13 protein-coding genes are annotated in these 14,580 nt (G+C 72.0%); 7 read left to right on the top strand and 6 right to left on the bottom strand.

Annotated elements, in window-relative coordinates; all coding sequences use genetic code 11:
- Positions 1-45: 45 nt before the first annotated feature.
- Positions 46-3,108 carry an NACHT domain-containing protein gene (locus tag ACFQVC_RS21065; RefSeq protein WP_381832253.1) on the top strand — a complete coding sequence of 1,021 codons (3,063 nt, stop codon included), beginning with the start codon at positions 46-48 and terminating at the stop codon, positions 3,106-3,108.
- Here the strand turns inward: ACFQVC_RS21065 and ACFQVC_RS21060 are convergent.
- The 5 genes from ACFQVC_RS21060 to ACFQVC_RS21040 all read right to left on the bottom strand — a co-directional run bounded on the left by ACFQVC_RS21060 (position 3,105) and on the right by ACFQVC_RS21040 (position 8,135).
- Positions 3,105-3,776, bottom strand: a complete 672-nt coding sequence (locus tag ACFQVC_RS21060) for a VIT1/CCC1 transporter family protein (protein ID WP_381832250.1) — start codon at positions 3,774-3,776, stop codon at positions 3,105-3,107. The genes ACFQVC_RS21065 and ACFQVC_RS21060 overlap by 4 nt on opposite strands.
- Before the next feature lie 85 nt (positions 3,777-3,861).
- A complete protein-coding gene (locus tag ACFQVC_RS21055) occupies positions 3,862-5,091 on the bottom strand; it encodes an amidohydrolase family protein (RefSeq protein WP_381832247.1) in 1,230 nt (409 codons plus the stop codon).
- The gene (locus tag ACFQVC_RS21050; protein WP_381832245.1) at positions 5,088-6,371 is read right to left on the bottom strand and encodes an amidohydrolase family protein; all 1,284 of its coding nucleotides are present in this window, start codon (positions 6,369-6,371) and stop codon (positions 5,088-5,090) included. Before ACFQVC_RS21050 ends, ACFQVC_RS21055 begins: the two co-directional genes overlap by 4 nt.
- A gap of 16 nt (positions 6,372-6,387) precedes the next feature.
- On the bottom strand, positions 6,388-7,272 hold the full coding sequence (locus ACFQVC_RS21045) for an SDR family NAD(P)-dependent oxidoreductase (RefSeq protein ID WP_381832243.1): 885 nt from the start codon (positions 7,270-7,272) through the stop codon (positions 6,388-6,390).
- Positions 7,272-8,135 carry an acetoacetate decarboxylase family protein gene (locus ACFQVC_RS21040; protein ID WP_381832241.1) on the bottom strand — a complete coding sequence of 288 codons (864 nt, stop codon included), beginning with the start codon at positions 8,133-8,135 and terminating at the stop codon, positions 7,272-7,274. Before ACFQVC_RS21040 ends, ACFQVC_RS21045 begins: the two co-directional genes overlap by 1 nt.
- A gap of 141 nt (positions 8,136-8,276) precedes the next feature.
- On the opposite strand from ACFQVC_RS21040, the gene ACFQVC_RS21035 reads away from it, so the two are divergent.
- From ACFQVC_RS21035 to ACFQVC_RS21010, 6 genes are all read left to right on the top strand, one after another.
- Positions 8,277-8,915, top strand: a complete 639-nt coding sequence (locus ACFQVC_RS21035) for a TetR/AcrR family transcriptional regulator (RefSeq protein ID WP_381832239.1) — start codon at positions 8,277-8,279, stop codon at positions 8,913-8,915.
- 129 nt (positions 8,916-9,044) lie between these two features.
- Entirely contained in the window at positions 9,045-10,016 is a 972-nt protein-coding gene (locus ACFQVC_RS21030; RefSeq protein ID WP_381832236.1) for a DEDDh family exonuclease, read from the top strand.
- A 132-nt stretch (positions 10,017-10,148) separates the two neighbouring features.
- A complete protein-coding gene (locus ACFQVC_RS21025) occupies positions 10,149-10,382 on the top strand; it encodes a hypothetical protein (RefSeq protein ID WP_381832234.1) in 234 nt (77 codons plus the stop codon).
- Between the two features lie 103 nt (positions 10,383-10,485).
- Positions 10,486-11,277, top strand: coding sequence for an SURF1 family cytochrome oxidase biogenesis protein (locus ACFQVC_RS21020; RefSeq protein WP_381832231.1), 792 nt, complete (start codon positions 10,486-10,488; stop codon positions 11,275-11,277).
- Positions 11,278-11,374: 97 nt separating this feature from the next.
- Complete coding sequence (locus ACFQVC_RS21015) at positions 11,375-13,171, top strand: glycoside hydrolase family 15 protein (protein ID WP_381832228.1); 1,797 nt, start codon at positions 11,375-11,377, stop codon at positions 13,169-13,171.
- Between the two features lie 5 nt (positions 13,172-13,176).
- Positions 13,177-13,932 carry an SDR family oxidoreductase gene (locus ACFQVC_RS21010; protein ID WP_381832226.1) on the top strand — a complete coding sequence of 252 codons (756 nt, stop codon included), beginning with the start codon at positions 13,177-13,179 and terminating at the stop codon, positions 13,930-13,932.
- A 69-nt stretch (positions 13,933-14,001) separates the two neighbouring features.
- Here ACFQVC_RS21010 and amaP read toward each other — a convergent pair whose 3' ends face one another.
- Positions 14,002-14,580, bottom strand: a complete 579-nt coding sequence (gene amaP, locus ACFQVC_RS21005) for an alkaline shock response membrane anchor protein AmaP (protein ID WP_381832224.1) — start codon at positions 14,578-14,580, stop codon at positions 14,002-14,004.

The following is a 14,580-nucleotide window of genomic DNA, read 5'->3' as shown; positions in this document are numbered from 1 at the left end:
GGCTCCGGCCTACGATGCGGCGGTCGGGCACAGGGGGTGTGGGGCGTGCAGGGATGGGATGTCGCGCTGGCGAAGCTCGCCGGTTCGGTGGTGTCTTCGGTCGCCAGGTCGCTGGTGGCGCCGCGGCCGGGCGCGGGCCTGGTCCGGGACCCGGTACGGCGCCCGCCGCGCCCGCGCCGCTCCCCGCAGGCCGCGGAGGTCATGGCGGGCCGCCTGGCCGAACGGCTCACCGGACGCCTCTCCTCCGCCTACCCGGACCTGCCGGAGCACGAGCGGCTCGCGGCGGTGGAGTCGGTGCGCGACGCCTTCGCGGCCGCGGGCACGCTGGACGCGGCCCGGGTGTTCGCGGCGGACCTCGACCCGGTCCGGCTGCGGGCCGAACTCGGGGCGCCGGACGCCGGGTTGAGCGAGCGGGCGCGGGATCTGCACGAGGAGCTGCTGCTGTTGTGCTGCGAGCACGCGGTGGAGCAGATCACGGCGGATCCGTCGTTCGGGTCGCGGGCCGCGGTGGAGCAGACACGGCGCCTGGGACGTACGGAGGATCTCGTACGCGGTCTGGCGGCGGGTCCTCGCCCGGCGGCCGTGGAGCTGGCCTTCGAGCACCGGTACGCGGAGTTCGTGGCGGAGACGTACGGACGGCTGGAGCTGTTCGGTCTCACCCTGGGGCAGTCCGCCCGTGAGTGGTCCCTGGAGACCGCGTACATCAGCCTCTCGGTGAGCGGGGACGGAACCCGGCAGGGCGGCTTCGGCATGCCGGGTCCCGAGCAGACGGCCGCCAAGGTGGAGCAGGTGCTCGCCGGGGCGGATCGCGTGGTGCTCCGCGGACCCGCGGGCTCCGGCAAGAGCACGCTGATGCAGTGGCTGGCGCTGAACACGGCGCGGCGCTCCTTCACCGGCGACCTGGAGGACTGGAACCGGTGCGTCCCCTTCGTCCTCCGGCTGCGTGCCTTCACCGCTTCGGGGACGCTGCCCACGCCCGACGAGTTCCTGCGCGCGGCCGGGGTCCCGCTGCACGCAACAGCACCGGCCGGCTGGGTCGAGGGCCTGCTCGGCGACGGTCGGGCGCTGGTCCTTGTCGACGGTGTGGACGAGATCCCGACGCGGCTGCGCCATCGCACGAAGACCTGGCTGAAGTCGCTGATCGCGGCGTTCCCCGACGCCCGGTACGTGGTGACGACGCGGCCTTCGGCCGTGCCCGACGAGTGGCTGGCCCGCCAGGGCTTCACGCCGCACTCCCTGCTGCCGATGGAGCGGAACGACATCCGGGCGTTCATCGGCCACTGGCACGACGCGGGGCGCGGCGAGTGCCGCACCGACGCCGAACGGGCCCTCCTCTACACATACGAGACGTCGCTGCGGCACGCCGTGAGCACCCGCCGCGACCTGGCGAGGCTCGCCACGAACCCCCTCATGTGCGCGCTGCTGTGCGCCCTGAACCGGGACCGGCGCATGCAACTGCCGCGGGCACGGAAGGAGTTGTACGACGCCGCACTCGACATGCTGCTCGTCCGCCGGGACACCGAGCGCGAGATCTCCTGTATCGAGGGCGTCGACCTGACGCGCGAGGAGCAGACCGTACTGCTGCAGAAGCTCGCGTACTGGCTGATCCGCAACGACCAGCTGGAGGCCGAGCGCGCGGACGTCGTCGCGATGGTCTCCGAGTGGCTCGCGGCCATGCCGCAGGTGCAGGGCACGGCGGAGCAGGTCTTCGCGCATCTGCTGATCCGCAGCGGGCTGCTGCGCGAACCGGCCCCCGGCACGGTGGACTTCGTGCATCGCACCTTCCGGGACTACCTGGGCGCCAAGGCCGCGGTCGAGGAGCGCGACTTCGGCCAGCTCGTCAAGAACGCGCACGACGACCAGTGGGACGACGTCGTGCAGATGGCCGTCGGGCACGCGCGCCCGGAGGAACGGGCCCGTCTCGTCAAGCAGTTGCTGCGGCGCGCCGAGCGGGCCCCGAGGCTGCGGCACCGGCTTGTGCTGCTCGCGGCGGCCTGCCTGGAGCACGCCCCGGAGCTGGACCCGGAGGTCCGGCGGTCCGTGGAGGAGCGGACCCGGGAACTGTTGCCGCCGCGCGACGACAGTCACGCGGAGGAGCTGGCAAAGGTCGGGGAGCTGGCCCTTGAGCTCCTTGCGGGGCTCGCGGAGCCGGACGAGCTGGAGGAGGCCGAGGCGGCCGCCGTGGTGCGGACCGCTGGGCTGGTTAAGGGCGACGCGGCGCTCGGGTTGATCTCCCGGTTCGCGGGGGATGTGCGGTCGAGGGTGGCCTGGCACGTGTCGAACGCCTGGGGCGGATTCGAGACGGAGACCTACGCCCGGGAGATCCTGGCGGAGAACCCGTGGGACACCGCCGCCTTGCAGGCGCAGACGCCGGAACAGCTCGCCGCCCTGCGATATGTGCCGCATGCACGCCGGCTCCACACAACGGGCTCGTACGCCGATCTCACGCCCGTACTGGCGCTGAAGGATCTGGACTGGCTCTTCCTCCTGGACAACCGTGCCGTGACCGACCTCTCGCCCCTGATGTCACTGCCCGGGCTGACGTACGTGGGACTGAGCAACTGTCCGGAACTCAGGGACCTGTCACCACTGGCCGGCCCGTCCCTGAACTCCCTCTCGCTCTTAGAACTGCACCATGACCTCGACCTGGAACCACTCCGGGACATGCCCGATCTCCACACCCTGATCCTGGCCTATCCGGTACTCATGGAAGGCATCACCGAACTGCCCGTGGGCGACCAGCTGCGCACCCTCAACCTGCACCGTCAGACACGCTACTTGGACCTGGCGGGCATCGACCGCTGGCCCCGCCTCAGGACGCTCACCGTGGCCGGCATGACGCAGCTCAAGCAGCTCGCCGAGATGGCGTGGCCCCTCAGCGAGCTCATCCATCTGGGTCTCCACGAACTCGAACACCTCGACTTGGCGCTGCTCCACGGCATCCCACAGCTGGCGAGCCTCCTGCTGTGGCGTTGCGAACTGCCCAACGGACTCGGCGCCCTGCGCGAGCTGCCGAACCTCCGTCACCTGGAACTGGCGCAGTGCACCGGTCCCGTCGACCTCACCCCGCTCGACGAGATGGAGGGGCTCACCGTCCGCGTCACCTAGACCCCCGCCGCCCCCAACAGCGACCCCGCCCCATAAGTGACCGCCATCGCCAGCGCACCCCCGCCCACGTTCCGCGCCACCGACGGGCCCACGGGGGCCGAGCCGAGGCGAGCGCTCACCCAGCCGGTCAGGACCAGGGCGGCGAGTACGGATGCCACCGTCACGTAGAGGCGTACCGAGGACGGTGGCAGGACGATGGCGAGCAGGGGGAGCAGCGCGCCCACGGTGAAGGCCAGGAAGGACGCGCCCGCCGCGTGCCAGGGGTTGGTGAGTTCGTCGGGGTCGATTCCCAGCTCCACGCGCGCGTGGGCCCGTAGGGCGTCCTTCTCCGTGAGCTGTTCGGCGGCCTCGCGGGCCACATCGGCGCTGAGCCCGCGGTCCTCGAGGAGCTGGGCCAGTTCGTCCAGTTCGGCCCGTGGCTGCTCGCGCAGTTCGCGCTTCTCCAGGGCCAGGGCGGCCTTCTCCGATGCGCGCTGGGTGGAGACGGAGACATACTCGCCCGCCGCCATCGACATCGAGCCCGCGAGCAGCCCGGCGAGGCCGGCCGTGAGCAGCGTGCCGCGGTCCCCGGTGGCGCCCGCGACGCCGACGACGAGGCCCGCGGTGGAGACGATGCCGTCGTTGGCTCCGAGCACCGCCGCCCGCAGCCAGTTGAGGCGGGTGCTCATGTCTCCGTTGTGGGCCTCGTCGTGATCCCTCGGTGGCGTCTGTGGTGTCTCAGCGTTCACCCGGGCAAGATCTCACGCCCGGCAGTCACCAGACCCGTACCGACCCGCCCGGTGCGAAGACCGGTGACGTGGCGTCCGCCGGGGGCGCGCCGAGCGGTTCGGCGAGCCCGTCGACCGTGGGCCCGACCTTCGCCGCAAGGGAGTCGAGGTAGGACAGGTCGAAGCCGTAGACACGGGCCGCGTTGCCGCCGAGCATCGCGGCGATCTCCTCCCGTGGCAGCCCCGCGTAGGCCAGGCGCAGGGCCTCGCGGCTGTACGGGTAGGTGCCCTCGTCGTGCGGGTAGTCGCTGCCCCACATGACCTTGTCGAGCCCGATCCGGTCGCGCAGGCCCACCTCGTGGGGGCGCATGAAGCTGGCGCCCACGTAGCAGTTCTCGGCCCACACCGTGGACGGGCCCTTGCCCATGGACTCCGCGAGGCCCGCGCCGAACTTGGACTCCGCTGTGCCGGATTTGCTCGCCGCCGCCACCAGGCGCCCGTGGTAGTAGTCCAGCATGTCGAGCACGCCCGGGATCCAGCCGGAGCCCTGCTCGGTGAGGACCAGCTTCAGGGAGGGGTGGCGGCGGAACGCGCCACCGAAGATGAGGTGCCAGAGGGCACGGTGCGAGAACCAGGTCGTCTCCACCATGAACACCGCGCGCGCCGCGGGTTCGTCGCCGAGCGGCGGCGAGGCCGAGCCCGCGTGGTGGTTGACCGGCACGCCGAGTTCCGCGCAGGTCGCCCAGATCGGGTCGTACGTCGACGAGTAGAGCTCCGGAAGGCCCGAGCCCGGCGGGGTGCCGGGGAGCAGCAGTCCGCCGGTCAGGCCCGCCTCGTGCGCCCAGCGGATCTCGCGTACCGCCTCGTCGACGTCGTTGAGGAGGATCTGGAAGACGCCCGCCCTGCGGCCGGGCGCCGCCGCGCAGAAGTCGGCCAGCCAGCGGTTGTGGGCGCGCAGGCCCGCCCAGCGCTGTGCGAACTCCTCGCGGGTGGGCGCCGGAGCCATGAGCGACGCGGAAGGGAAGAAGGGCGGGATGGTGTTGGGGAACACCACTTCGGCGACGATGCCGTCCTCTTCCAGCTCGGCGAGGCGGCGCTCCGAGTTCCAGTTCTTGTCGGCGGTGTCGGCGAGGAGGTCCTCGTACGGATTGACGTAGGTGGCCGCCCAGACGTCGAACGCCTCGTGGTGCCGGGCCTCCAAGTAGGGCTTGTAGTCGAGGAGATCGGCGCCCGCGTGGCAGTCCGCCGAGATCACCGTGTAGCGGTCGTCGGTCACGGGGTCACTCCAAGGGTCGGGAAGTCGTTGTCGGTGAGCCAGTGGCGGCCGACCTCACGGGAACGCGCCCAGGACGCCTCCACGGCCGCCTGGTCGTCGGGCTGGCCGAGGTCGGCCGGGGTCGGGCCGATACGCCGCGCTATGGGAGCGAGTTCGGCGGTGTCGAAGCCGAAGACCTCCGCGGCCGCGAGCCCCAGCATGCGGCGGGTCTCGGCGACCGGGATGTCGTGGAAGGTCTTCCGCAGCCACGCGCGCGTGTCGGGCCAGGTGCCCTCGGGGTGCGGGAAGTCGGAGCCCCAGAGGATGTTGTCGACGCCGATCTCGTAGCGCTGGGCGAGTTCGCGGCGCTTGGTGTTGGTGGCGCAGATGAACACCTGGCGGTCGAGGTATTCGTGCGGGGGCCGCTTCAGCTCGGCGAACGGCGAGAGCTTCTTGCCGCCGTGCGCGCCCAGATAGAGCCGGTCCATGAACCACAGCAGGTTCGGCAGCCACCAGCAGCCCGACTCGGCGACCCCGAACTTGAGGCCGGGGTGCCGCTCGAAGACGCCCGACCAGAGCAGGAACCACAGCGGCCTGGCCGGCCACCAGGTGACCTCGCTGACGTAGATGCCGAGGTGGTCGCCGTACTCGTGGCGCGGGGCCGCGCCGGAGTGCGTGACCAGGGGCATACCGGTCTCGGCTGCGGCCGCCCAGACCGGGTCGTAGCGGCGGTCGTGGTACGGGGCCTTGTCGACCCACATCGACGGGATCATCAGGGCGCCGAGCCCCGACTCCTTGGCGCGGTGGATCTCGGCGACGACCCGGGAGACCTCGCCGGTGACGGGCAGCAGGGCGACCCCGCAGTGCCGCGCGGGGTTCTGGCCCACGAACTCGGCGAGCCAGCGGTTGTGCGCCTGCGCGCCCGCCATGCCGAGTTCGGGGTCCTGGTCGCCGGAGAGTCCGAGGCCCACGCCGAAGGGCGCGGCGGTCTGGCTGTCGACGGCGTCGGCGTCGGGGAAGACGACCTCGGCGGCCACCCCGTCGCCGTCGAGCTCCTTCAGGCGCCGGCCGGCGTCCCAACCGCCTTTCAGGCCTTCCTCGTTGTCGCTGAACCACTTGTTCGCGAAGTCCTCGTTGCGCACGCCGAGCCGCGTCATCTCCTCGCGGCGCCGGTCGCGCCCGGCCAGGAACTCGTCGAAGTCGCGGTGGAAACGGGCGTCCAGATAGGGCCGGTACTCCTCGGTGGGGAGCCCGGCGTGGCAGTCGGAGGAGACGATCAGGTACGGGTCCTGGTCGGGCATCGGGGTCACGGCTCCCTCAGTCGAGAATGAAGCGTTCGAGATACGCCGGGTCGGTGCGGTCGAGCATCGACTGCGACCGCGCCCGGATCTGCCGGTCGCTGTGCTCGCTTTCCGGGAGCAGCCAGAAGCGGCCGGCGGCGATGCCCTCGGCGACGAAGTCGGCGACCTCCTCGACCGGGGTGAACTGCACCTCCTGGCCCGCCTCCTTCATGGCGGACTCCCACTGGTCGAGGCTGCGGTACGGGGTCTTGCGCGGCCTCTCCTTGGCGTACCGGTCGGGCCTGTTGCGGTGCGACTCCCACAGACCGGTGCGCAGCATGTGCGGCCCGGGGAAGAGCACGGACGCCCCCACGCGCGCGTGCTCCGCCTTCAGATGGGCGTAGAGCGATTCCGTCATGGTGACGACGGCGGCCTTGGTGACGGCGTACACGGAGGCGGTCGGCAGCGGGGCGATACCGCCGTCCCCCGACGAGGTGTTGACCACGTGGCCCGGCTCGCCGCCCGCGATCATCCGTGGCACGAAGGCCTGGATGCCGTGGAAGACGCCCCATACGTTGACCGCGAACGCCCATTTCCAGTCGTTGGGTTCGTGCTCCCACATCCGGCCCTCGGCGCCCGAGCCGACCCCCGCGTTGTTGCAGAGCACATGCACGGCGCCATAGGTGTCGTACGCCGCGTCGGCCAGGGCGAGCACGGAGTCCCGCTCGGAAACGTCCACCACGCGTGCGTGCACCTCGGCGCCATCCGCGCGGAGCCCGGCGGCGGCCTTCTCCAGGGCGCCCTCCTCGACATCGGCGAGCACCACCTTCAGGCCGTCGGCGGCGAACCGCCGCGCCATCGCCAGGCCGATGCCACTGGCCGCGCCCGTGACGACGGCCACTTGTCCTGCCCGCAGCTCCATCAGGCGCTCCCCTTCGCGCCGGCCTGCGGCCCGGTGCCGCCTTGCGCCTTCGCGCCGCCCCGCGGTTTCTCGCTGCCCTCCGGCGGCCCGTCGAGGATCTGCTGCGGGTCGTCGTAGCGCTGGTGGATGTACGGCAGCAGGGCCTGGGCGCTGACGCGCTCGACGACGCGGCCCTTCTGGTCGGTGGTCTTCTCGCCGATGGTGAGCTCCACGAGGGTCCGCACCGGCAGATCCGCCACCGGGTCGTACATCGACTCGCGCAGCACCACGTCGCCGGTGACCCGCTCCAGCTTGCGCACCTTCTCGTTGCGTACGCAGTGCACGAGCACCGGGTCCGCGTCGAAGGCCGAACCGTCCACCGCGGGCAGGAACTTGAAGTAGAAGTCGGTCTTCTGCGTGGGCTCGGGCAGCGGCAGGTCACCGCTGACCGCGCCGCGCACCTCGACGAACGCGATGCCGTGCCGGGCGAGCGCCGCCCGGATCACCAGGCCGTCGCGCTCGACCGTGACCTCGCCCAGCTTCTTCGGTTCGCCGAAGACCTCACGGCCGCCGATCAGGGCGCGCTCATGGGTCATCGGCATGACCAGCGGATACCAGCCCTCGACGCCGCCGTGCTCGGCGGCGACCGCGACGGAGCCCGCGCCGAGCGGATAGCCCGGCAGGTCGACCTTGCTGATGTTGGCCCGCACCAGGGGCCGCTGTGCCGGTTTGAGCGGTGGCGGAAGGACCGCGGCCACCGCGTCCGGATCGCTCTCCCACACGGCGACCACGCCGGTGGACCAGATGTCGGGAAGCTTGGCGCTCGCGGTGCGCGCCGCCTGGATCTCGGCCTCGGTGCGCGCGCCGTACCGTACCCGTGCCATGTCGTACCGCCCTTCGTGGTCGTGCGCCGGCGGCCGCCCCGCCGACGTGTCTCGACGTGCCTTCCAGGGGGTCTGTAACACAGTTACACGGTGCGCGATGAAGGGTAAAGAGCCGTGCACGCAACGGAATTGGGGGGCGCCATGTCCAGACAGACCGGACCGGCACGACCGTCGCTCACCCGCGACGACGTGCTCGACGCGGCAGCCGCCCTGGTCAAGCAGCACGGGCCGCGCGCACTGACCATGCGCAAGCTCGCCGCCGAGCTCGGCACCGCGGTCACCTCGATCTACTGGCACGTCGGCAACCGCGAGTCGCTGCTCGACGCCCTCGTCGAGCGCACCGTCGCGGACCTCGGCGCGATCACCCCCGGCGGCCGTACGCCCGCGCAGCGGATCGTCTCCGTGGCCCGCGCCCTGCGCCGCCAGCTGCGCGACCATCCGCACCTCGTCGCGATGGTGCACGAACGCGGCCTGACCGAGCGCATGTTCCAGCCCGCGGCACAGGCCCTGGTGCACGAGGTGCACGCGGCGGGCCTGCGCGGCGCCCGGGCCGCCGAGGCGGTGCGCGCGGTGCTCTTCCAGGTCGTCGGTTTCGTCCTGGTCGAGCGCAACCGCGAGCGGTCCCCCGCACAGCATCCCGGCGACCAGGAGTTGTGGGACGTGCCGGCCGCCGAGCACGACCCGGCGCTCGCCCGCGCCCTCGCGCGCGGCCCGCAGCCGGAGCGGCTCTTCACCGCCTCCGTGCGCGCCCTGGTCGACGGTCTCCTCGCCGGTGACTGACCGCTCGGCGGGGCGCGGCGCCCCACCCGTCACACATCTCACCCACGTCACAAGAGAGTTGACGCATGCGCCACGGACCGGCGCATCCCGTGTCCGGGCTGTCAGTGCCGGGTCGTATCCTCAGTGACCATGCTCGAAGACCAGACGACCGCAGTGCCGTGGCCGGCCGCCTACCCCAAGGGGTACGCGGTCGTCGACGTGGAGACCACCGGCCTCGCCCGCGACGACCGGATAGTGTCCGCTGCCGTCTACCGACTCGACGCCCAGGGCGATGTCGAGGACCACTGGTACACCCTGGTCAACCCGGAGCGCGACCCGGGCCCCGTATGGATTCACGGACTCACGAACGAGGCGCTCGAAGGGGCCCCGCTCTTCCCCGAGATCGCCGAGGAGTTCTCCGCCCGCCTCGAAGGCCGCGTCCTCGTCGCGCACAACGCCGTCTTCGACTGGTCGATGATCGCCCGGGAGTACGCACGCGCGAAGCTGACCGCCCCGGTCCGCCAGCGCCTGTGCACCATCGCCCTGTCCAAGGAGCTGAAGCTCCCGCTGCCCAACCACAAGCTGGAGTCGCTCGCCGCGCACTTCGGGGTCGTACAGCAGCGCGCGCACCACGCCCTGGACGACGCGCGCGTGCTGGCCGAGGCGTTCCGGCCGAGTCTGCACGCGGCGGCCGGCGACGGTGTGCGCCTTCCGCTGCTCGAATGCCGCCCGCTGACCGAGTGGCAGGACTCCCCCGCCGCCCCCCGTATCGGCCGGCAGAGCGGGTACAGCCCCGGCAGCTGGCGCCCCTCGCGCAAGCGGCCGCCGTGCCCCTACCCCAACCCCGGGCGGTACGAAGAGGGCAAACCCCTCAAGCAGGGCATGCGGATCGCCTTCTCGGGCGACACCTCCGTCGACCGCGAACTGCTCGAGGACCGCGCCGTGGAGGCCGGTCTGCACGTGGCGACCAGCGTGTCCCGGCTGACCAGCCTCCTCGTCACCAACGACCCGGACTCGGCCACGTCCAAGGTCGTCAAGGCGAAGTCGTACGGCACACCGGTCCTCGACGAGGCCGCCTTCGGCCAGCTCCTCAGGGATGTCGCCCCGGCATCGGAGGGGTGACCTCCGGGACGCGGTGCGAGTACCGCCGGACGCAGGACGGGTGACCGCCGGGACCGCGAGACGGGTGATTGTCGCGGGTCCGCCCCGCATGCCGCCCTCGCCGGGACGCACCCGCGTCCCACCCTGTGGCGCATGGCACGTTGCGAGGTATGCGGAAACGACTACGGCATGTCCTTCGAGGTGCACGCGCAGGGCGCGGTGCACGTCTTCGACTGCTTCTCCTGCGCCATCCACCGGATGGCGCCCATCTGTGAGCACTGCCGGTGCCGGATCATCGGCCAGGGCGTCGAGGTCGAGGGCCACTGGTACTGCGGCGCCCACTGCGCCCGCTCGGAAGGGCAGGTGGGCATCGTCGACAAGGTGTAGAGCGCCCGGAGTGTCCGGGCCCGGCCGCCCGTCGTTGGACCGGCCCCCTGAACCGGGACCCCACCCGTCAGGGGGCCGTCGCACGCGCGGTAACGTCAACGGCGTGTACCGCTTCCTGTTGTCCCGGCAGTGGGTGATCCTCACCCTTCTCGCCCTCGTCCTCATTCCCGTGATGGTCGAGCTGGGCTTCTGGCAGCTGCACCGCCACGAGCACCGCGTCGCGCAGAACACCCTGATCGCCGACAACCTCGAGGCCAAGCCGGTACCCGCCACCGACCTCACCTCCCCCGGACACACCGTCCCGCGCTCCGACTACTGGCGCCGGGTGACCGCGACGGGGACGTACGACACCGCGCACGAGGTCGTGGTGCGACGCCGCACCAACGCCGACGACCAGGTCGGCTTCCACGTACTGACCCCGCTGGTCACGAACGACGGGCAGGTGCTGCTCGTCAACCGCGGCTGGGTGCCCGCGGCCTCCGACCAGACGGCCTTCCCGAAGGTGCCCGCCCCGCCGAAGGGCCGGGTCACCGTCGTGGGCCGGCTGATGGCCGACGAGACCACCGGCGAGAGCGGCATCAAGGACCTCAAGGGCCTGCCGCCGCGCCAGACCATGCTGATCGACAGCAAGCAGCAGGCCGAGGAGCTCGGCAGGAAGGTGCTCGGCGGCTATGTCGAACTCACCTCGCCGGAGCCCAAGGACGGCGTCCCGGAGCCGATCGGCGCCCCCGACCACGACTCGATCGGCCCGCACATGGCGTACGCCGTGCAGTGGTGGCTGTTCACCGCGGGCGTCCCGGCCGGCTGGTGGATCCTGGTACGCCGCGAGCGCCGCGACCGCGAGGCCGCCGCGCAGACGGCCCCGTCCGATGAGGACGTGCCCGCCCCCGCGTGAGCCACCGCGCCTCGTGTGACATGACGCCCACGCGGTGTCCGGAGTGACGTGACGGCCACCCGGATTGGCCGGGCTCCGACAAGGGAACCCACCTCCCGTGCACCGACCCATCGAGGACTACGCGCTCATCGGCGACCACCAGACCGCCGCCCTGGTAGGCCGTGACGGCTCGATCGACTGGCTCTGTCTGCCCCGCTTCGACTCGGCCGCCTGCTTCGCCGCACTGCTCGGCGACGAGGACAACGGCCACTGGCGGCTCGCGCCGACGGCCGCACACGACGACGGCGACACCTGCACCCGGCGTGCCTACCGCGGCGACACCCTCGTCCTCGACACCGAGTGGGACACCCCCGAAGGCAGTGTCCGCGTCACCGACTTCATGCCGCAGCGCGACCGCGCCCCCGATGTGGTCCGGATCGTCGAGGGCCTGTCCGGCGAGGTCACCCTGCGCAGCACGCTGCGGCTTCGCTTCGACTACGGCCGGGTGGTGCCCTGGGTGCGCCGCTGCGACGGGCACCGGGTGGCCGTCGCGGGCCCCGACTCGGCCTGGCTGCGCAGCGAGCCCGAGGTCCGCACCTGGGGCGAGCAGCTCGGCACGCACAGCGAGTTCACGGTCGCCGAGGGCGAGACGGTGGCCTTCGTCCTGACCTGGCACCCCTCGCACGAGCCGCGCCCGCCGCTGATCGATCCGTACCAGGCGCTGCACGACAGCGTCGAGGACTGGCAGGAGTGGTCCGCGCGCTGCCACTACCAGGGGCCCTACCGCGACGCGGTGATGCGCTCCCTCATCACCCTCAAGGCACTGACGTACGCACCGACCGGCGGCATCGTCGCGGCGGCCACGACATCCCTGCCGGAGGAGATCGGCGGCGTACGCAACTGGGACTACCGCTACTGCTGGCTGCGCGACTCCACGCTCACCCTCGGTGCCCTGCTGTCCGCCGGATACCAGGAGGAGGCCGCGGCCTGGCGCGACTGGCTGCTGCGCGCGGTGGCGGGCGACCCGGCGGACCTGCAGATCATGTACGGCCTCGCGGGCGAGCGACGGCTGCCGGAGTACGAGGTGCCGTGGCTGTCCGGGTACGAGGACTCCACGCCGGTGCGGATCGGCAACGACGCCGTCGACCAGGTCCAGCTCGACGTCTACGGCGAGGTCGCCGACTCCCTCGCCCTGGCCCGCAGTTACGGCCTGCCCGCCGAGAAGCACGCATGGAGGATGCAGCTGAGCCTGCTGCAGTTCCTGGAGGGCAAGTGGCGCTCGCCCGACGAGGGCCTGTGGGAAGTGCGCGGCCCACGACGGCACTTCGTGCACTCCAAGGTGATGGTCTGGGTGGCGGCGGACCGGATCGTACGCACCCTGGAGGACCATCCCGAGCTCGACGGCGACGTGGCGCGCTGGCGGGCGATGCGCGCGGCCGTGCACCAGGAGGTGTGCGACAAGGGCTACGACCCCGAGCGCAACACCTTCACGCAGTCCTACGGCTCCAAGGAGCTGGACGCCGCGCTGCTGCTCATCCCCCGGGTGGGCTTTCTGCCCCCGGACGACCCCCGGGTCATCGGCACCATCGAGGCGGTCAGGACCGAGCTGTCCCACAACGGCTTCCTGCGCCGCTACACCGCCGACGAGACGGTGGTCGACGGCCTGCCGGGACGCGAAGGCACCTTCCTGGTCTGCTCGTTCTGGCTGGCGGACGCCCTGCACGCGACGGGCCGCACGAAGGAGGCGCGCGAGCTCTTCGAGCGGCTGCTCGCGCTGCGCAACGACGTGGGCCTGCTCTCCGAGGAGTACGACCCGGTGCGGGGCCGCCAGCTGGGCAACTTCCCGCAGGCCTTCAGCCATATCGGCCTGGTGGGGACCGCGCTCGCCCTCGCCGGTACGGACCCGGCAGGATAGGACCCATGGATCTTGGACTGAAGGACCGTGTCTACGTAGTCACCGGCGCCACCCGCGGGCTCGGCCACGCCACGGCGGCGGCCCTCGTCGCGGACGGCGCGAAAGTGGTCATCACCGGGCGGGACGAGAAGACGGTCGCCGAGGCGGCGGGCGCGCTCGGGGACGACGCGGCGGGCGTCGCCGCGGACAACGCCGACCCGGCCGCCGCCGCCCGGCTCATCTCGACGGCCCGAGAGCGCTTCGGCCGCTTCGACGGCGTCCTCATCAGCGTCGGCGGCCCGGCGCCCGGCTCCGCCGCCGACAACACCGACGAACAGTGGCAGTCCGCCTTCGAGTCGGTGTTCCTCGGCGCGGTCCGCCTGGCCCGCACCGCGGCCGCCGAGCTCGGCGACGGCGGCGTCATCGCCTTTGTGCTCTCCGGCTCCGTGTACGAGCCGATCGCAGGCCTGACCATCTCCAACGGCCTGCGCCCCGGCCTGGCCGGCTTCGCCAAGTCCCTCGCGGACGAGGTCGGACCGCGCGGCGTCAGGGTCGTCGGCGTGCTGCCCGGCCGGATCGCCACGGACCGTATGAAGCAGCTCGACGGGCTCTCCCCGGACCCGGAGGCGGCACGCGCCGCCAACGAGTCGAAGATCCCGCTGCGGCGGTACGGAACGCCGGAGGAGTTCGGCAGGACCGCCGCGTTCCTGCTGTCGCCCGCGGCGTCGTACGTGACCGGCGTGATGGTGCCCGTCGACGGCGGCGCCCGCCACGGCTTCTAGCCCTGACGGTCCCGGCTGTCCCGACTGTCCTGAGGACGGGCTGAATCCTTCAGCCCGTCCTCGGAGGCATCAACTCACCCGCTGCGCACGGTGCTTGACCGCCCGCATCCGCACCTCCGCCGGCAATCGCTCAAGGCCCGCCGACGCCCGGGCCCGGGTGAGCGATTCGACGGTCAGCTCGTGCAGCGCCGCCGCCGGTTCGGCGCCCGGCTCCAGATCGAGACGTATCCGTGTCTGAGGCGCGCTCCGGCGCCCCCGCAGCACCACCCGCGCCCGCTCCACCCCTTCGAGCGCGGCCACTTCGCTCTCCAGGACCCCTTCGAGGGCAGGGCCGCGCAGCAGCGCCCCCTGGCCGTCGCCGCTGTCGACAAGGACCTCGGCGAGACGGCCGCGCCGTGACTGGGCGATCAGCCACCACAGGGCGAGCAGCACGCAGAGGCCGAGGACCGCGAAGACGACGGGCCAGAACCAGCCCTCGTCCCGCCATCGTGTCCGGTCCGCATGGCTGAGCAGGACGTCGCCCCGCCCCTCGTACACCCACCACGAAGGCATCGGAGCCCCGAGCCCGGTGGCGAGCACCGAGCCGCCGAAAAGAAGCAGGACCAGGCCGGCGAGGCCGAGCAGCACACGGTTGACGGTCCGCAGCAT

Origin of the sequence: Streptomyces monticola (assembly GCF_042665355.1) — a bacterium.
Taxonomy (GTDB): Bacteria; Actinomycetota; Actinomycetes; order Streptomycetales; family Streptomycetaceae; genus Streptomyces; species Streptomyces monticola.
The sequence above is the reverse complement of the archived record's forward strand: the minus strand, read 5'-3'. Positions and strand labels throughout refer to the sequence as shown.